Source organism: Streptomyces sp. NPDC094143 (assembly GCF_040303825.1).
GTDB lineage: Bacteria > Actinomycetota > Actinomycetes > Streptomycetales > Streptomycetaceae > Streptomyces.
Genome location: NZ_JBEOTZ010000009.1, coordinates 94903 through 112692, shown reverse-complemented (window position 1 = coordinate 112692; position 17790 = coordinate 94903). Strand labels below are relative to the sequence as shown.

The following is a 17790-nucleotide window of genomic DNA, read 5'->3' as shown; positions in this document are numbered from 1 at the left end:
CGCCGCCGGGCAGCCGTGCCACGCTGGGAGGGATCCGACGGGGAGGCGACGACGTATGGGCGACGACGGCGCACGACGGGTGTACGGGGCGGCCCCTGCCCGCAGGGAAGCCCCCGCGGGCAAGGGAGAGAAGCTCGCGGACTGGGCGGACGGCCGGCTGGGGCTCTACGCGCTGGCCAAGGCCAACATGCGCAAGGTGTTCCCGGACCACTGGTCCTTCATGCTCGGCGAGGTCACCCTCTACAGCTTCGTCGTGCTGATCCTCACCGGCGTCTACCTCACCCTGTTCTTCGAGCCGAGCATGCAGGAGGTCGTCTACAACGGCTCCTACACCGAGCTCAACGGCGTCCTGATGTCCAGGGCGTTCGAATCCACCCTGGACATCAGCTTCGACGTGCGCGGCGGGCTGCTGATCCGGCAGATCCACCACTGGGCGGCGCTGGTCTTCATCACCGGCATGCTGGTGCACATGATGCGGGTGTTCTTCACGGGCGCCTTCCGCAAGCCGCGCGAGCTCAACTGGGTCTTCGGCTGGACCCTGCTGATGCTCGGCATCATCACCGGCCTGACCGGCTACTCCCTCCCCGACGACCTGCTGTCCGGCACCGGCCTGCGCTTCGCGCACGGGGCGATCCTGTCGATCCCGATCGTCGGCACGTACGTGGCGTTCTTCCTCTTCGGCGGGGAGTTCCCGGGCGACGACATCATCTCGCGCCTCTTCCCGGTCCATGTGCTGCTGCTGCCGGGGATCATGCTGGGCCTGGTGGCCGCCCATCTGATCCTGGTCTTCTACCACAAGCACACCCAGTTCCCGGGGCCCGGACGCCAGGAGCGGTCGGTCGTCGGGATGCCCTTCCTGCCCGTCTACCTGGCCAAGGCGGGCGGCTTCTTCTTCCTCGTCTTCGGCGTGCTGACGGTGATGGGCGCCATCGCCCAGATCAACCCCGTGTGGGCCTTCGGCCCCTACCGGCCCGACCTCGTCACCACCGGCGCCCAGCCCGACTGGTACCTCGGCTTCTCCGAGGGACTGATCCGGGTGATGCCGGGATGGGAGATCAACCTCTGGGGCCACACCCTCGTCCTCGGCGTGTTCATCCCCTTCTCGCTGTTCCCGCTGATCCTGCTCGCCCTCGGGGTCTACCCCTTCGTCGAGGCGTGGATCACCGGCGACAAGCGCGAGCACCACATCCTGGACCGGCCGCGCAACGTGCCCGTCCGCACCGGCCTGGGCGTGGCCTGGCTGACCCTGTACGCCGTGCTGCTGATCGGCGGCGGCAACGACATCGTCGCCACCCATCTGCACCTGTCCATCAACGCCATCACCTGGTTCGTGCGGATCGGTGTCTTCGTGCTGCCGGTCGTCGCCTTCCTCGTCACCAAGAAGATCTGCATGGGCCTGCAGCGCCGCGACCGCGCCAAGGTCCTGCACGGCAGGGAGACCGGCACCATCAAACGGCTGCCCACCGGCGAGTACATCGAGGTGCACGAACCGCTCACGCAGGCGGACCTGTTCACCCTCACCCAGCACGAGCAGCACCCGCCGTACACGATCGGGCCCGAGGTCGACGCCGGGGGAGTGCGGCGCAGGGTCAAGCGGTCCCAGCGGGTGCGGGCCCGGCTCGCCCACGCCATGTTCGGGCCGGACGCGCGGATCGAGAAGCCGACGGTGGAGGAGTACCGGGAGATCACCAGCGGCGATCACGGTCACTGACCGCCAGGGCCCGGCACTTCTGCCCTGGCCCCCGGGCGGTGCGCGGGGCCCGGGCCTGGCGACCCGGCTCACCCGAGGACGACCCGGCTCACCCGAGGGCGATCACCCCGGGCCGCCACGTGCGCCCAGGGACCAGCGGGGGCCTAGGTGTCGCATTCCAGCACGCTCCCGCACAGCGCGCACCGTGCCCGGACCCGTCCCTTCACCGGCACCCTGATCCGCTGGTGACAGGTGGGACAGGGGAACGACACCCGCAGCCGTCCGCCCGCGTCGGGCGAGAACGCGTACCGCACCCCCGGCTGCGGCCCCTCCGGCGCGTGCCGCCGGTCCCGGGCGTACCGGCGCCGCCCCGCCCAACCCGCCGCGGTCAGCGGCGGCTGCTGCTCGTCCCGCCGGGCCAGCTCCCTGCCCCGCTCGTACGCCCGGTACGCCTGCGGACTGGTGAACCACACCGACGGGTCCTCGCCGAACACCAGCGCCCGCTTCGCCAGCACGTACCCGAACTCCTCCGGCGTCAGGTACCCCAGCTTCTGCGAGGACGCCCCGTCCTCCCGGTAGGCGTCCAGCAGCAGCCACCCCGCGCCCAGGTACGTCGTCACCGTGTCCGTGAGGATCTCGTTGTCCCGCACGCCCGGGAAGGACAGGTCCAGGCGATGCAGGTACACATGCGTCACCTCGTGCGCCAGGGCCGCCCCGATGTCCCGCCGATGCGTACGGAACCGGTCGTTCAGCTCCACGAAGTACTCCGGCCCCGCCGCCAGCTCGACGTTCGCCGCGTGCCGCATCTGCCGGAAGCTCACGATCAGCCGCGCGTCCGGCAGCCGGTAGTGCCGCACCAGCTCCTGCGCGACCCGCTGCGCCCCCAGATACAGGTCGTCGGTGTCGCAGAACGCCACGTCGGCGGGGAGCACGCTGGCCGCGAACGTCTGGATCGTGTCGTACGACAGGCGCCTGTACAGCGCCGTGATGGCGGCCCGCACCGTCTCCAGATGCGGGTAGCCGTGCTCGACCGGCCCGTCGTTCGCCACGCCTCACCCCCAAGACGCCGGAACCCGGTTCCACTGTACGAGGGCCGGGCGCGCCACGGACGGGCGCGGCCGCGGCGAAAACCGGTCGTCCTCACCCCCGGGCCCCGGCACAATCCGGGCCATGACCAGCGACCAGCGCTCCGTCGCCGCCGCGCTCAGCGTGGGCGGCCGGGACGACGACCTCGAAAAGCGGCTCGACGAGGAGCTGACCGCCTTCAACACCGCCGCCACCGGGGCCACCACCGAGCCCCTCTCCGTCCGCGTCACCGACGAGACCGGCGAGCCGGCCGGCGGACTCACGGCCTGGACCTGGGGCAGCCTGTGCTCCGTCGACATGCTCTGGGTGCGCGACGACCTGCGCAACGCCGGCTGGGGCAGCCGGCTGATGCGCGCGGCGGAGACCGAGGCGGCCCGGCGCGGCTGCACCGACATGATCGTCTCCACCTACACCTTCCAGGCCCCCGGCTTCTACCCCCGCCTCGGCTACCGGGAACGGGGCCGGATCGAGGGCGTACCCGGCGGCCACGAGGACGTCTGCTTCCACAAGCGGCTCACCCCGGCCGAAGGATGAGACGACCCGCTGCGGTCCCGCCCGGCCCCCGTAGGCTGACGCCCCATGACCACCAGCAACACCCGTCCCGGCGACGTCGACCCGGCCGTCCGCGAGGAGCTCGGCCGCCTGCGCGACAGCATCGACAACATCGACGCGGCCGTCGTGCACATGCTCGCCGAGCGCTTCAAGTGCACCCAGCAGGTCGGCCGCCTCAAGGCCGAACACCAGCTGCCGCCCGCCGACCCGGCGCGCGAGGCCCGCCAGATCGCCCGGCTGCGCGCCCTCGCCGAGAATGCCAAGCTGGACCCGGCCTTCGCCGAGAAGTTCCTCAACTTCATCGTCGCCGAGGTCATCCGCCACCACGAGCGCATCGCGGACGAGACGCTCAACGGCATCGCACCCGCCGGCACCTGACCGCCCGACGCCCCGGCCGCACCCCCCCGCCACGGCACCGCGACCGCCGGTAACCGGCCACGGGGGAGTGACAGGGCGGCCCGCACGGGGCATGCTGCGCTGTGCACAGCATGTCAGCTGACGAGCACGGCCCGTCAGCGTCCCGCACTACTCTGGTCCTCCACGAGGAAGGGGCGTCGGGCCATGCCGTCGGATACCAGGATCCTCATCGTCGACGACCACGAGGACACGCTGTACGCGCTGGAGAGCGCCCTGGCCCCGCTGGGCTACCAGCTCGGCCGGGCCACCAGCGGCGACGAGGCACTCAAGCAGGTCCTGCGCGGCCATGTCGGCCTGCTGCTGCTCGACGTGCGCATGCCCGGCGTCAGCGGCCTGGAGGTCGTGCGCTACATGCGGCGCGTCGAACAGACCCAGCACATCCCGGTCATCCTGCTCACCGGCTTCGGCGTCGACCAGGAACTGACCACCGCCGCCTTCGGCCTCGGCGTCGCCGACCTCGTCCTGAAACCCGTGGACCCCTGGGCCCTGCGCACCAAGGTCCGCTACCTCTACGACACCCACCAGCGCCACCTCGCCCTGCAGCGCGAGGTACACCGGCTGCGCACCCTCGTCCGGGAGCACACCGACGCCACCCCCCACCCGCCGCGCCTGCCGCACCCCGACGCGCGCGTGCCGTCCCAGCGGCCCTTGGGGGCGCACGCCGGGGAGCTGGAAAGAGACCGCACATAGACCGGACATTGCGTACGTACCGATCCGCCCCTGTGCCTTGCCGGTGCCATCAGGCAGCATGTCACGCATGTCCGTACTGACGCGCGACGAAGCGCAGACCCGAGCAGAGCTCCTCGACGTCCACCGCTACACCATCGAACTGGACCTGACCGGCGGGGACGAGACCTTCGACTCCCATACCCGGATCGCGTTCAGTGCCCGCGCGGACGGTGACACCTTCGTCGAGATCAAGCCCGCCGAGCTGCGCTCCGTCACCCTCGACGGACACCCCCTGGACCCGGAAGCCCTGGACGGCAACCGGCTGCCGCTGAAGAACCTCACCGCCGGCGAGCACGAACTGCGCGTGCGCGCGGCCATGCGCTACTCCCGCACCGGCGAGGGCATGCACCGCTTCACCGATCCCACCGACGGCGCGACTTACGTCTACACGCAGCTGTTCCTGGACGACGTGCAGCGGGTCTTCGCCGCCTTCGACCAGCCCGACCTCAAGGCCGTCTTCGAGCTGTCGGTGCGGGCCCCGCAGGAGTGGACCGTCCTCGCCAACGGGATCACCGAGCACACCGGCGACGGCCACTGGCGGGCCGCCCCCACCCCGCCGATCTCCACCTACCTCGTCGCGGTCGCCGCCGGCCCCTGGCACTCCGTGCGCACCGAACACCGCGGCCTGCCCTTCGGCCTGCACTGCCGGCGCTCCCTCGCCCCCTACCTGGACGCCGACGCCGACGAACTCCTCGACATCACGCGCGCGTGCTACGACCGCTACCACGAGAAGTTCGACGAGCCCTACCCCTTCGACTCCTACGACCAGGCCTTCGTCCCCGAGTTCAACGCGGGCGCCATGGAGAACCCCGGACTGGTCACCTTCCGCGACGAGTTCGTCTACCGCTCCGCCGTCACCGACACCGAGCGCCAGACCCGCGCGATGGTCGTCGCCCACGAGATGGCCCACATGTGGTTCGGCGACCTCGTCACCCTCAAGTGGTGGGACGACATCTGGCTGAACGAGTCGTTCGCCGAGTACATGGGCTACCAGACCCTCACCGAGGCCACCCGCTTCACCGACACCTGGACCGACTTCGGCGTCACCCGCAAGTCCTGGGGCTACGACGCCGACCAGCGCCCCTCCACCCACCCCGTCGCCCCCGAGGCCGTCGACGACACCGCCTCCGCGCTGCTCAACTTCGACGGCATCTCCTACGCCAAGGGCGCCGGCGCCCTGCGGCAGCTCGTCGCCTGGCTCGGCGAGAAGGACTTCCTCGCCGGCATCAACACCCACTTCGCCCGGCACCGGTTCGCCAACGCCACCCTCGCCGACTTCATCGACTCCCTCGCCGGCGCCACCGAACGCGACGTCCACGCCTGGGCCGACGCCTGGCTGCGCACCACCGGCGTCGACACCCTCACCCCGCACATCGCCCCCGGCGAGCACGGCACCTGCGCCCTCACCGTCGACCGCGCCGGCAGCCGCCCGCACCGCATCGCCGTCGGCCTGTACGACCGTGACCTCGGCGACGACGGCGGCCACCTCGTGCTGCGCGAACACCTCCACCTGGACCTCCCGCAGGACGGCGCCCACCCCATCGGCAAGCGTCCGGCCCTGCTCCTCCTCAACGACGGCGATCTCGCCTACGCCAAGGTCCGCTTCGACCCGGAGTCCTTCGAGACCGTCCGCAAGGACCTGTCCGGCCTGCCCGCCCCGCTCACCCGCGCGGTCGTCTGGAACGCCCTGCGGGACGCCGTCCGCGACGGCGAACTCGCTCCCGGCGCCTACCTGGAGACCGCCCGCGCCCACCTCCCCCTGGAGAGCGACCTCGCCATCGTCCAGGGCGTGCTGGCCTTCGCCGCCACCCACATCACCGACCGCTACCTCACCCCCGAGGAGCGGCCCGCCGCCCTCGCCACGCTGTCGGAGCTGTGCCGCGACCTCATCCGCCGCACCGAGGACGGTGACAACCCCGGCCTGCGCCTGATCGCCGTACGCCACCGCATCGACGTGGCCGCCCACCCGGACACCATCGCCGCCTGGCTCGCCGACGGCACCGTCCCCGGCGGCCCGGAACTCGACCCCGAGCTGCGCTGGCGCGTCCTCGCCCGGCTCGCCGTCCTCGGCGCGACCGACGAGGCCGCCATCGCCGCCGAGCTGGACCGCGACCCGAGCGCCACCGGCCAGGAGGGTGCCGCCCGCTGCCGGGCCGCACTGCCCGGCCCGGAGGCCAAGGCCCGCGCCTGGGAGGCGATGTTCGGCTCCGACGAGCTGTCGAACTACCTCTTCACGGCCACCGCCCGCGGCTTCTGGCAGCCCGAACAGGCTGACCTGGTGCGGGAGTACGTGCCGCGCTACTACGCCGACGCGATCCCGGTCGCCGAGCGCCGCGGCCCCGCCATCGCCGTCGCCGTCGGCCGGGACGCCTTCCCCGCCCACGCCGTCGACACGGACGCCCTCCGCCTCGGCGAGCAGTGCCTGCGCGACGCCGACCCGACCCCGGCGCTGCGCCGCGCTCTGGTGGACCAACTGGACGACCTGGAACGAGCGCTGCGGGTACGCGAAGCGCACAGGGGATAACGGAGGACCCGCCCGGGCCGCCACGGCCGGCGACGGGCCGCCCCGGGAAGGCGACCGCCGCCGAGGGCAGCCCTCTCGCGGACTTCGGGGCCCGGGCCGCGCCCCGGACCGGGTTCCTCGGTGTCGTCCGAAAGTGACACCCGCGCGGGCGTCGTCCGAAAGTGACACCCGCGCGTGGAAACACCTCCACCCCGGTCGGGTCGTTGGGCTGTCCGGGCGTGCCGCACCCGCGCCCCGGAGGTCAGTCCATGCGCACGCCGCCCCTCGCCTCAGGCCCCGACGGCCCGCACGCCCTGCGGCCCCTGCTCACCGCCGTGCTCGACGCCCTGGAGGCGGGCGCCCGGGCGCGTGGCGGGCCGCTGCCGGCCGGCGGGCCGGGTGCCGTCGCCGTACGGTTCCGGGATGCGGTGGGGGAGATCCTCCCCGAACAGGGCGACCCGCACGCCGTCCACACGCTGGTCCGGGCCTTCGCCGCAGGCGCCGCCGACCCCGCCCACCCCCTGTGCGCCGCCCACCTGCACTGCCCGCCCCTCGCCGTCGCCGCAGCCGCCGACCTGGCAGCCTCCGCCCTCAACCCCTCCCTGGACTCCTGGGACCAGGCCCCGGCCGCCTCCGAACTGGAAACCATGGTCACGCGGCTCACGGCCACCGAGGTCTACGGCACCGACCCGGCCCGCACCCCCGACTCCGTCGTCACCCCCGACATCGTCGTCACCCCCGACTCCGTCGTCACCACCGGCGGCACCGAGTCCAACCAACTCGCCCTCCTGCTCGCCCGCGAGGCGTACGGCGGCTCCGTCCGGCTCGTGACCGGCGCCAACGCCCACCACTCACTGCCCCGCGCCGCCTGGCTGCTCGGACTCCCCGACCCCGTCGTTCTCCCCGCCCCGGCCGGCACCCTCGACCCCACCGCACTCGCCGAGACCCTCACCCGCCTGACCGGACCGCTGCTCGTCGCCGCCACCGCCGGCACCACCGACGCCGGACTCATCGACCCGCTGCCCGAGATCGCCGCCCACTGCGCGGCCCACGGCGCCCGGCTGCACATCGACGCCGCCTACGGCGCGGGCCTGCTCCTCAGCACCCGGCACCGCGGCCTGCTGAACGGCCTCGACGCCGCCGACACCGTCACCCTCGACCTGCACAAACTCGGCTGGCAGCCGGTCGCCGCCGGACTCCTCGCCGTCCGTGACGCCCACGACCTCACCGCCCTGCGCCACCACGCCGACTACCTCAACGCCACCGACGACACCGAGGCCGGCCTGCCGGACCTGCTCGGCCGTTCCCTGCGCACCACCCGCCGCCCCGACGTCCTCAAACTCGCCGTCACCCTCAAGACCCTCGGCCGCGCCGGCCTCGGCACCCTCGTCGACCAGGTGTGCGCCCGCGCCCGCGAGTTCGCCGCCCTGGTCCACGCCCACCCCGGCTTCGAACTGCACGCCCCGCCCGTCATCAGCACGGTCCTGTTCCGGCCCGCGGACGCCCCCGACGCCACCGTCGCCGCCGTACGCCGCGCGCTGCTCACCGACGGCCGAGCCGTCCTCGGCCGGGCCCGCCTCGACGGCCGGCTCTGGCTCAAGGCCACCCTCCTCAACCCCGCCACCGGGCCCGACGACCTGGCCGCCCTGCTGCACCTCGTGGCAGAGAGCCGAGCGACACTCGTGGAAGGACACACCCCCTGATGAACCCCGCATCCCCTGAGCACCAGGAGCCCGACGCCCCCCGCGACCTGGTCGGCATCGGCATCGGCCCCGCCAACCTCTCCCTCGCCGCGCTCGCCCAGCCCCTGCGCGACCTCGACACCGTCTTCTACGAGCAGCGCCCCGCCTTCGCCTGGCACCCCGGCCTGCTCATCGAGGGCGCCACCATCCAGGTCCCGTTCCTCGCCGACCTGGTCACCCTCGTGGACCCCACCAGCCCCTGGACCTTCCTCAACTGGCTCAGGTCCCGCGAGCGCCTCTTCCCCTTCTACTTCGCCGAGCGCTTCCACATCCACCGCGCCGAGTACGACGCCTACTGCCGCTGGGTCTGCGAGAGCCTCCCGGACCTGCGCTTCCGCCACCAGGTCGACGCCGTCCGCTGGAACCCCGAACGCGACCTGTTCGAGGTCGACTTCACCCAGCTCGACAGCGACGGCGAGGCGGAGGCCCTCGGCCGGACGTACACACGCAACGTCGTCCTCGGCATCGGCACCGAGCCCTACGTCCCCGAACCCCTCAAGCCCCTCACCGAAGCCCCCGGCGTGCCCGTCGTGCACGCCGCCGACTACCTCGACCACCGCGCCGCCCTGCTCGCCGCCGAACACGTCACCGTCGTCGGCATCGGCCAGTCCGGCGCCGAGATCTTCCTCGACCTGCTCCGCAACCGGCCCGCCGGGCGCGAGAACCTCCACTGGCTCGGCCGCACCGAGGCCTTCGCCCCCATGGAGTACTCCAAGCTCGGCCTGGAGCACTTCACCCCCGACCACACCCGCTACTTCCACGCCCTGCCCGAGTCCGCCCGCGACCGGCTCCTCGCCGGGCAGTGGCAGCTCCACAAGGGTATCGACGCCGGCACCGTCGCCGCCATCCACGACGAGCTCTACCGCCGCACCCTGCACGGAGGCTGGCCCGACGCCGTCCTCACCCCCGGCGTGCGCGTCCGCACCGCCGGACGGATCGCCACGACCCAGGTGGAACTGCACCTCGAACACGACCGGCAGGCGAGCCGCTCCCGCCTCACCACCGACGCCGTCGTCCTCGCCACCGGCTACCGAGAACGCCCCCTCGACCGCGTCCTCGCCGGACTCGACCCCTACATGCGCCGGGACAGCCAGGAGCGGCCGCGCATCGACGAGGACCACCGGCTCGTCCTGGACCCGTCCGTCACCGGCTCGGTGTACGTCCAGAACGCCGAGACCCACACCCACGGCGTCGGCACACCCGACCTGGGCCTCGTCGCCTGGCGCGGCGTGATCATCCTCAACTCCCTGATGGGCGGTGAGGCCTACGGGCTCCCGCGCCGCACCGCCTTCACCACCTTCGGCCTCACCCGGCGGCAGCAGGTGCCGCCGCCCCGCGAGGCACCGGCCCTGACCCCGCTCGTCGACGACCGGAGGTGAGAAGGACGACGGGGACGCGGCTCAGAACACGGGCGTGCCGTTCCGCGTGAGCCGCCACTCCACCGCGGCGAACTCGGCCGGATCGATCGACCCCTTCGCCTTCACCCAGGCGATCATGGTGTTGCGGATCTCGTCCGAGTTCGACCACAACAGCGGCGCGGCGGCGACATGCGGGAAGTTCCCGCCGCCGTTGGCCCGGTAGTTGTTCACCGCGAACACGAACCGCGCGTCGTCCGCCAGCGGCTGCCCACCGAACCGCACGTTCGTCACCCGCGACCCGGCCGGCTTTGCGATGTCGATCTCGTACGACAGACCGCTCACCACGTCGTAGTTGTAGTCCGGCGTCCCGCCCGCGTTGGTCAGCTTCGCCGGGTCCACCGGCCCGCCCGGCGCGGTCTGCGTGAAGTAGTTCGCCGAGAACTCCAGGTACGCCTTCATCTGCCCGCCCGTCATCAGACGCGCCTCCAGCGTGTTCTCGAACACGTACAGGCCCGCCACGTCCCGGATCGTCACCTCGCCCGCCGGGATCCGGGCACTGCGCGAGAAGCACGCCGCCTGCGACAGCACCGGCAGCGCCGCGTACTCCGTGCCCGCCAGCGCCTGCTTCACCGTGTCCGCCTGGATGTGGTTGATCAGGTCGATGATCGGCACGTCCTTGTACGGCGCCTCGGCCGACGTCATCTCCGCCGCGTTCGTGCCGATGACCTGGTTGACGTACGCCACGACCTTCTCGTGCTCGTCCGACAGCAACCGCACGATCTTCGGGTCCTCCTGGACGGTGTTGGAGTTAAGGACCCGCGCGCCGGCCTTCTCGACCTTCCAGCAGCCCTTCTCCCAGACCAGCTCGAAGTCGAACAGCGTCAGCCGCTGCCCCCACTTCAGCGGCTCGGACAGCACGACCCGCTCGCCCGTCTTCTCGTTCGTCACGAAGTACTCGGGGATCTCCGTGTGCGCGTGCCCGACCAGGATCGCGTCGATGCCCGGCACCTGCTCGGCCACCAGACCGGCCGCGTTCTCGATGTACGGCAGCTGGTCACCGTAGGACGACGTGCCCGACGAGCCGCTGTGCGCCGAGACGATGACGACGTCCGCGCCCATCGAGCGCAGCTTCGGCACCCACTTCGCCGCCTGCTCCTCCAGACCCGGGAACGTCATCTTCCCCTGCACGTTCGCCTTGTCCCAGATCGCGATGCCCGGGTTGGTCAGCCCCAGCACCGCCACCTTCACGTCCCGCCCGAACGGCGTGCGCAGCCGGTGCATGCTGTACGGCGCGAACGCCGGCCGCAGCGTCTTCGCGTCCAGCGCGTTGGCGCCCAGCAGCGGGAAACGGCACTGCTGCTCGAACTTGCGCAGCACCGGAATGCCGTAGTTGAACTCGTGGTTGCCGAGCGCCGCCGCGTCGTATTCCATCGCGTTCATCGCCTGCGCCATCGGGTGCACCGGCCCGCCCTCGGCGGTGATCGGGTCCACCTTGGCGTAGTAGTACGACAGCTGTGTGCCCTGGATGGTGTCGCCCGCGTCGATGAGCAGCGTGTTGCGGCGGCCCTTCTCCTCGCGGACCTGGTTCACCAGCGTGGACACCTTCGCCAGGCCGACGTCGTTGTGCGCCTTGTCGTCGAACTCGGCGTCCGTGAAGTAGTCCCAGTTGAAGACGTTGCCGTGCAGGTCCGTCGTCCCCATCACGGTGAACGCGTACCGCTTCGCACGCCCCCGCGAGCCCTCCCGCGCCTCGGCCGCCTCGGCGCCCGGCGCCGCGACCGCACCGGCCAGCGCCACCCCCGCCCCGGTCACGGCGGACTTCTCCAGGAACTTCCGGCGGTTCAACGGCATCTCGGGCTCTCCTCGCGGAATCTGTGGAACGACGCGCGTAGATAACGCGCGTAGATTCTGACCCGGCCATGACCGGCCGCAACAGACCCGCCAGGTTGCGATCTGATGACTCGGTTCCGTCCACTCCATGCCGCCCGCCCGCCACACCGTGACACAGTGGGGCGTATGACCGCGCCCACGGCAGACGCCTCCCAGCCCGCCGTCCCCTACGGCACGCCTGAAGCCCCGCGCATCGCCGTGCGCGGCGAGGCCCGCCTCGAAGTCGACCCGGAGATCGCCCGCATCGGCATCACCGTCGCCGCCCGCGGCCGCGACCGCCGCTCCGCCCTCGACGACCTCACCCGCCGCAACGCCGGCGTCCTCGACCTGGTCAAGTCCTACGGCGACGCCGTGGAACGCCTGGAGACCGGCGCCTTCTCCATCACGCCCGAACTCACCAAGCACGGCCGCGGCGAACGCGTACGCACCTACCACGGCAGCGTCCACGTCACCGCCGAGCTCACCGACTTCACCGCCCTCGGCGAACTCACCACCCGCCTCGCCGACCTCGACCTCACCCGCGTCGACGGCCCCTGGTGGGCCCTGCGCCCCGACTCGCCCGCCCACCGCGAGGCCCGCAAGAAGGCCGTGACGGAAGCCGTCCAGCGCGCCCGCGAGTACGCCGAGGCCCTCGGAACCACCCTCGCCGCCCTGGTCGAGCTCGCCGACATCGGCGCCGAGAACAGCCCGCCCGCCTACCCCCAGGCCCCCGGCCGGATGCGCTCCGCCGCCTTCGCCGGTGCCGCCGAGGACGCCCCGGCCGCCCCCCTCGACCTCGAACCCCAGCGCCAGCGCGTCCACGCGCAGATCAACGCCCGCTTCACGATGGTGCCGCCGCGCCTGTGAGCCTTGCGGAGAAACGAATTCCGAATACACGAACGAATTCCCAGGGTGCTCATCGGAGCGCCCTGCCGCACAATTCAACACTTGTCAATAACGCTTCACGCAACGTCTGTTGAGTGGTCACGCTCGACCAATTCTCTACCAGTCGGTAACTCATAGGCTCAGACCTATGCGTCGAGCAAAGATCGTCTGCACCCTTGGGCCCGCCACCGACTCGTACGACCAGATCAAAGGCCTGGTCGACGCCGGAATGGACGTGGCCCGATTCAACCTCAGCCACGGCGGACACGCCGAACACGAGGAGCGCTACCACCGCGTGCGCAAGGCCGCCGACGAGACCGGCCGCAGCGTCGGCCTCCTCGCCGACCTTCAAGGCCCGAAAATCCGCCTCGGCCGCTTCACCGAAGGCCCCGTACTCCTTGAACGCGGCGACACCTTCACCATCACCGTCGAAGACGGCGTCGAAGGCGACGGCCACAGGTGCGGCACCACCTACGCCGGCCTCGCCGCCGACGTCACCCCCGGCGAACGCATCCTCGTCGACGACGGCAGGGTCTGCCTCGAAGTCACCGAGGTCGACGGCCCCCGCGTCCACACCACCGTCGTCGAGGGCGGCGTCATCTCCGACCACAAGGGCCTGAACCTGCCCGGCGTCGCCGTCTCCGTCCCCGCCTTGTCCAAGAAGGACGAGGACGACCTGCGCTGGGCCCTGCGCACCGGCTTCGACGTCATCGCCCTGTCCTTCGTCCGCAGCGGCCACGACATCCAGGACGTCCACCGCATCATGGACGAGGAGGGCCGCCGCCTCCCCGTCATCGCCAAGGTCGAAAAACCCCAGGCGGTCGAGAACATCGACGACATCGTCGCCGCCTTCGACGGCATCATGGTCGCCCGCGGCGACCTCGGCGTCGAAATGCCACTGGAGCAGGTCCCGATCGTCCAGAAGCGCGCGATCAAACTGGCCAGGCGCAACGCGAAACCGGTCATCGTCGCCACGCAGATGCTCGACTCGATGATCGACAACGCCCGCCCGACCCGCGCCGAGGCCTCCGACGTCGCCAACGCGATCATCGACGGCACGGACGCGGTGATGCTGTCCGGCGAGACGAGCGTCGGCAAGCACCCCATCGAGACGGTCCGCACGATGGCCCGCATCGCCGAGGCGGCGGAGGAGGACATCCTCGCCAAGGGCCTGCCGCCCCTGACCGAACACGACAAGCCCCGCACCCAGGGCGGCGCGGTGGCCCGGGCGGCAGCCGAGATGGGCGACTTCCTGGGCGCGACGTTCCTGGTCGCCTTCACCCAGTCCGGCGACACGGCCCGCCGCCTCTCCCGCTACCGCTCGCCCATCCCGGTGCTGGCCTTCACCCCCGACCAGGCGACCCGCTCCCAGCTCGCCCTGACGTGGGGCGTGGAGACATTCCTCGGCCCGTGCGTGGACTCCACGGACGCGATGGTCCACCAGGTCGACGAACTGCTGCTCAAGTACGGCCGCTGCCGCCCGGGCGACATGGTCGTCATCACGGCAGGCTCCCCACCCGGCGTCTCGGGCTCGACGAACATGGTCCGCGTCCACCACATCGCCCAGGACGACAGCCCGAGGTAGGCCACGGTCAGTACTTGGGCCCGACGTGGGCGTCCATGAGGGCTACGGAGGCTTTGCGGGCGACGGAGATGTTGTACGGGTTGCCGGCGCGGGTGCAGTGGGTCCACTCGACGCCGAGCTTGTCCAGGGTGTCGGTGTAGAGCCGTCGGATGTCTTCGGAGACGTTGGTGAAGAAGTACCGAGGGTATTCATAGCGCTTGCGCTCGCCGGCGACGATGCGGGTCGTCCAATTGGTGACGCGGCAGCCGTCGGAGTGGACGAGGCCACGGATGAATTCCCACGGGTGAGCGTCGATGATCTCCTGCTGCCAGGGTTCGAGGGCGATCCGGCGCTCATGCTTCTTGCCGGGGCCGTGCTGAGGGAACATGCAGGTCCAGTGCTTCGTGTATGACTTCACCTCGACACAGCCGGGCCTGTGACGCTGTCTGACGCTGGGCGACGGCATCACCGTGCGCATGGCATCCTCGGCTGCAGAGATCAGTCCGGTCTGCGTGGCATTGCAGAACACGGACAGGTGGTGCTGCTTGCGCTTCGAGATGATGTGGCCGTCGCCGAGGTAGAGGCCGAGCAGGTAGGCGTATGCGACCCGGTCGAACTCTCGGCCTGTGCACCGGGGGCAGTCGGTCGGCCGTTCGTAGAGCTCGCCGCGTGCTTTGCGATCTTCGCTGCGCCACCAGCCGACCGTGCCTCGCGGGACATCGAGGCGTTCCGCGACGGTGCGGTTCGGTACACCCTGGCGCATCAGCGCGACGGCTTGAGCTCGAATCGAAGGGCTGTGCTGCTCCATGTGAGTAACTCTGTGCCACTGGCCGTGACCGATTGCAGCAAAAAAGCGGAGAACCACGCGAACGTGATCCTCCGCTTCTGATCTTGTGGTGCCCGGTGTGGGATTCGAACCCACATGCCCAAAGGGCACGGCATTTTGAGTGCCGCGAGTCTGACCAGTTCCTCCAACCGGGCAAGTCAGGAGACCGGTCAGCAGTGTACCGGTTCACTGCGCGGCCTTGCTGCTAGGTACGCTCTTGGGAGCAGTACCGGCCTGCCCCGTACCAAGGAGCCCACGTGAGCGCCCCCGAGTCGCCCCAGCCTGTTGACGTGCCTGATGAGGACAAGTCGCACGTGCCTCCGATGACGACCCGGGTCGTCATCGCCGAGGACGAGGCCCTGATCCGGCTCGACCTCAAAGAGATGCTGGAGGAGGAGGGGTACACCGTCGTCGGCGAGGCCGGTGACGGTGAGCAGGCCGTGGAGCTGGCCCGTGAGCACCGCCCCGACCTGGTGATCCTGGACGTGAAGATGCCGAAGCTCGACGGCATCTCCGCGGCCGAGAAGATCGCCGAGGAGAGCATCGCGCCGGTGCTGATGCTGACCGCCTTCTCGCAGCGCGACCTGGTGGAGCGCGCCCGGGACGCCGGGGCGATGGCCTACCTGGTGAAGCCGTTCAGCAAGACCGACGTCGTGCCGGCGATCGAGATGGCCGTCTCCCGCTTCACGGAGCTGAAGGAGCTGGAGAAGGAGGTCGCCGACCTCACGCTCCGCCTGGAGACCCGCAAGCTGGTGGACCGCGCGAAGTCCATCCTGCAGACGGAGTACGGGCTGACCGAGCCGGCCGCGTTCCGGTGGATCCAGAAGACGTCGATGGACCGCCGCATGTCGATGCAGCAGGTCGCGGAGGCGGTCATCCAGGACGCCGAGGAGAAGAAGGCCGGCAAGGGCTGATCCGGCAGTACGGAAAAAGCGGCCTGTTCCCTTCCGGGCGGAAGGGAACAGGCCGCTTTCGTGTACGGCCGGGACTCAGTCCTCGCCGAGGTAGGCCTTGCGCACGGACTCGTCGTGCAGCAGGTCCTGGCCCGTCCCGGACAGGACGATGTTGCCGACCTCCATGACGTGGCCCTGGTCGGCCAGGGACAGGGCCGCCTGGGCGTTCTGCTCGACCAGGAGGATGGTCGTGCCCTGGGACTTCAGCTCCGAGATGGTCGCCATGATCTTCTGCATCATGATCGGGGAGAGACCCATGGAGGGCTCGTCGAGCATGAGCAGCTTGGGCTGGGACATCAGGGCGCGGCCCATGGCGAGCATCTGCTGCTCACCGCCGGAGAGGGTTCCGGCGGCCTGGTTGCGGCGTTCGCCGAGGATGGGGAAGAGGTCGTACGCCTTCTGGATGTCCTTTTCGATGCCTTCCTTGTCCTTGCGGAGGAAGGCGCCGAGCTGGAGGTTCTCGAAGATCGTCAGGCGCGGGAAGATGTGCCGGCCTTCGGGGGAGTGGGCCAGGCCGAGGGAGACGATCTTGTGGGCGGGGACCCCGTTGAGGGGTTCGCCGTCGAAGAGGATCTTCCCGGCGGTGGGCTTGAGCAGGCCCGACAGGGTGCGCAGGGTGGTCGTCTTGCCGGCGCCGTTGGTGCCGATGAGGGTGACGACCTGCCCGGCGTCGACGCTGAAGGAGATGCCCTTGACGGCTTCGATCTTGCCGTAGGAGACCCGGAGGTCCTCGACTTCGAGGAGTGCGGTCACTTGGCTTCTCCCTTGGTGCTGCTGGTGGTGCTGGGCGCTTCCGCGGCGGCTTCGGCGGCCTCGACCTCGGCGGCTTCGGCCTGGCCGGGGTCGCCTTCGAAGGGCTCTCCGAGGTAGGCGGCGACGACGCGTTCGTCGGCCTGGACGACGTCGGCGGTTCCCTCGACGAGCTTCTCGCCCTGGACGAGGACGGCGACGCGGTCGGAGAGGTTGAAGACGAAGCGCATGTCGTGCTCGATGAGCAGGACGGCGATGCCCTTGTCGCGGATGGCGAAGACGAGGTCTTCGGTGGCCCTGGTCTCCTGCGGGTTCATGCCGGCGGTGGGCTCGTCGAGGAGGAGCAGGCCGGGCTCGGAGGCCATGGCGCGGGCGATCTCCAGCTTGCGCTGCTCGCCGTAGGGGAGGTTGCGGGCGAGGTGGTCGCGCTTGTGGGCGAGGCCGATGAACTCCAGGAGTTCCATGGCGCGTTCCTCGCTGGCGCGCTCGGCCTTCTTGAAGCCGGGGCCGCGCAGGAGGGCGGACCAGAGGCCTTCCTTGGTCCGCGTGTGGCGGCCGACGAGGACGTTCTCGAGGACCGTCATGTTGGCGAACAGGCGGATGTTCTGGAAGGTGCGGGCGATGCCGGCCTGGGTGACCAGGTGGGGCTTGGGCGGGAGCACGGTGCCCTTGTAGGAGACGGTGCCCTCGGTGGGGACGTACAGGCCGGTGAGGCAGTTGAAGAAGGTGGTCTTGCCGGCGCCGTTGGGGCCGATGAGGCCGACGATCTCGCCGGCGTTGACCGTGAAGTCGACGGAGCGGACGGCGGTGAGGCCGCCGAAGCGCATCGTGACGTCGCGGGCTTCGAGTACAGGTGTCGTCATGAT

15 protein-coding genes and 1 tRNA gene are annotated in these 17790 nt (G+C 70.7%); 10 read left to right on the top strand and 6 right to left on the bottom strand.

The features are described from left to right. Positions 1-55 precede the first annotated feature (55 nt). A complete protein-coding gene (gene qcrB / locus ABTZ58_RS14565; protein WP_351355301.1) occupies positions 56-1711 on the top strand; it encodes a cytochrome bc1 complex cytochrome b subunit in 1656 nt (551 codons plus the stop codon). Positions 1712-1854: 143 nt separating this feature from the next. On the opposite strand, the gene ABTZ58_RS14560 is transcribed toward qcrB, so the two are convergent. Then, positions 1855-2739 (bottom strand): hypothetical protein, encoded by an 885-nt coding sequence (locus ABTZ58_RS14560; RefSeq protein WP_351355298.1) that lies wholly within the window; start codon positions 2737-2739, stop codon positions 1855-1857. A gap of 121 nt (positions 2740-2860) precedes the next feature. Between ABTZ58_RS14560 and ABTZ58_RS14555 the strand changes: the two genes are divergently transcribed. The 6 genes from ABTZ58_RS14555 to ABTZ58_RS14530 all read left to right on the top strand — a co-directional run bounded on the left by ABTZ58_RS14555 (position 2861) and on the right by ABTZ58_RS14530 (position 10098). Further along, a complete protein-coding gene (locus ABTZ58_RS14555) occupies positions 2861-3310 on the top strand; it encodes a GNAT family N-acetyltransferase (protein WP_351355295.1) in 450 nt (149 codons plus the stop codon). 45 nt (positions 3311-3355) lie between these two features. Then, on the top strand, positions 3356-3706 hold the full coding sequence (locus tag ABTZ58_RS14550; protein ID WP_351355292.1) for a chorismate mutase: 351 nt from the start codon (positions 3356-3358) through the stop codon (positions 3704-3706). Between the two features lie 183 nt (positions 3707-3889). Further along, a complete protein-coding gene (locus ABTZ58_RS14545; protein WP_351355289.1) occupies positions 3890-4435 on the top strand; it encodes a response regulator in 546 nt (181 codons plus the stop codon). Between the two features lie 67 nt (positions 4436-4502). Continuing rightward, the gene (pepN, locus tag ABTZ58_RS14540; RefSeq protein ID WP_351355286.1) at positions 4503-6998 is read left to right on the top strand and encodes an aminopeptidase N; all 2496 of its coding nucleotides are present in this window, start codon (positions 4503-4505) and stop codon (positions 6996-6998) included. Positions 6999-7246: 248 nt separating this feature from the next. Further along, positions 7247-8680 carry a pyridoxal phosphate-dependent decarboxylase family protein gene (locus ABTZ58_RS14535; RefSeq protein ID WP_351355283.1) on the top strand — a complete coding sequence of 478 codons (1434 nt, stop codon included), beginning with the start codon at positions 7247-7249 and terminating at the stop codon, positions 8678-8680. Further along, complete coding sequence (locus tag ABTZ58_RS14530; RefSeq protein WP_351355280.1) at positions 8680-10098, top strand: lysine N(6)-hydroxylase/L-ornithine N(5)-oxygenase family protein; 1419 nt, start codon at positions 8680-8682, stop codon at positions 10096-10098. Before ABTZ58_RS14535 ends, ABTZ58_RS14530 begins: the two co-directional genes overlap by 1 nt. A 21-nt stretch (positions 10099-10119) precedes the next feature. Here the strand turns inward: ABTZ58_RS14530 and ABTZ58_RS14525 are convergent, their stop codons facing one another. Then, complete coding sequence (locus tag ABTZ58_RS14525) at positions 10120-11928, bottom strand: bifunctional metallophosphatase/5'-nucleotidase (protein WP_351355278.1); 1809 nt, start codon at positions 11926-11928, stop codon at positions 10120-10122. 165 nt (positions 11929-12093) lie between these two features. Between ABTZ58_RS14525 and ABTZ58_RS14520 the strand changes: the two genes are divergently transcribed. Further along, a complete protein-coding gene (locus ABTZ58_RS14520) occupies positions 12094-12813 on the top strand; it encodes an SIMPL domain-containing protein (protein ID WP_351355275.1) in 720 nt (239 codons plus the stop codon). A gap of 166 nt (positions 12814-12979) precedes the next feature. After that, positions 12980-14416 carry a pyruvate kinase gene (pyk, locus tag ABTZ58_RS14515; protein ID WP_351355272.1) on the top strand — a complete coding sequence of 479 codons (1437 nt, stop codon included), beginning with the start codon at positions 12980-12982 and terminating at the stop codon, positions 14414-14416. A 7-nt stretch (positions 14417-14423) separates the two neighbouring features. Here the strand turns inward: pyk and ABTZ58_RS14510 are convergent, their stop codons facing one another. Both ABTZ58_RS14510 and ABTZ58_RS14505 read right to left on the bottom strand, forming a co-directional pair. Continuing rightward, complete coding sequence (locus tag ABTZ58_RS14510; protein WP_351355269.1) at positions 14424-15203, bottom strand: helix-turn-helix domain-containing protein; 780 nt, start codon at positions 15201-15203, stop codon at positions 14424-14426. Positions 15204-15289: 86 nt separating this feature from the next. Continuing rightward, positions 15290-15376, bottom strand: a tRNA-Leu gene (locus tag ABTZ58_RS14505). A 102-nt stretch (positions 15377-15478) separates the two neighbouring features. Between ABTZ58_RS14505 and ABTZ58_RS14500 the strand changes: the two genes are divergently transcribed. Continuing rightward, positions 15479-16135, top strand: coding sequence for an ANTAR domain-containing response regulator (locus tag ABTZ58_RS14500; RefSeq protein WP_309096690.1), 657 nt, complete (start codon positions 15479-15481; stop codon positions 16133-16135). A gap of 75 nt (positions 16136-16210) precedes the next feature. On the opposite strand, the gene ABTZ58_RS14495 is transcribed toward ABTZ58_RS14500, so the two are convergent. Both ABTZ58_RS14495 and ABTZ58_RS14490 read right to left on the bottom strand, forming a co-directional pair. After that, positions 16211-16927 carry an ABC transporter ATP-binding protein gene (locus ABTZ58_RS14495; RefSeq protein ID WP_309096689.1) on the bottom strand — a complete coding sequence of 239 codons (717 nt, stop codon included), beginning with the start codon at positions 16925-16927 and terminating at the stop codon, positions 16211-16213. After that, positions 16924-17787: an ABC transporter ATP-binding protein gene (locus tag ABTZ58_RS14490; protein WP_309096688.1), complete on the bottom strand. Its 864-nt coding sequence runs from the start codon at positions 17785-17787 to the stop codon at positions 16924-16926. Before ABTZ58_RS14490 ends, ABTZ58_RS14495 begins: the two co-directional genes overlap by 4 nt. Between the last annotated feature and the right edge of the window lie 3 nt (positions 17788-17790).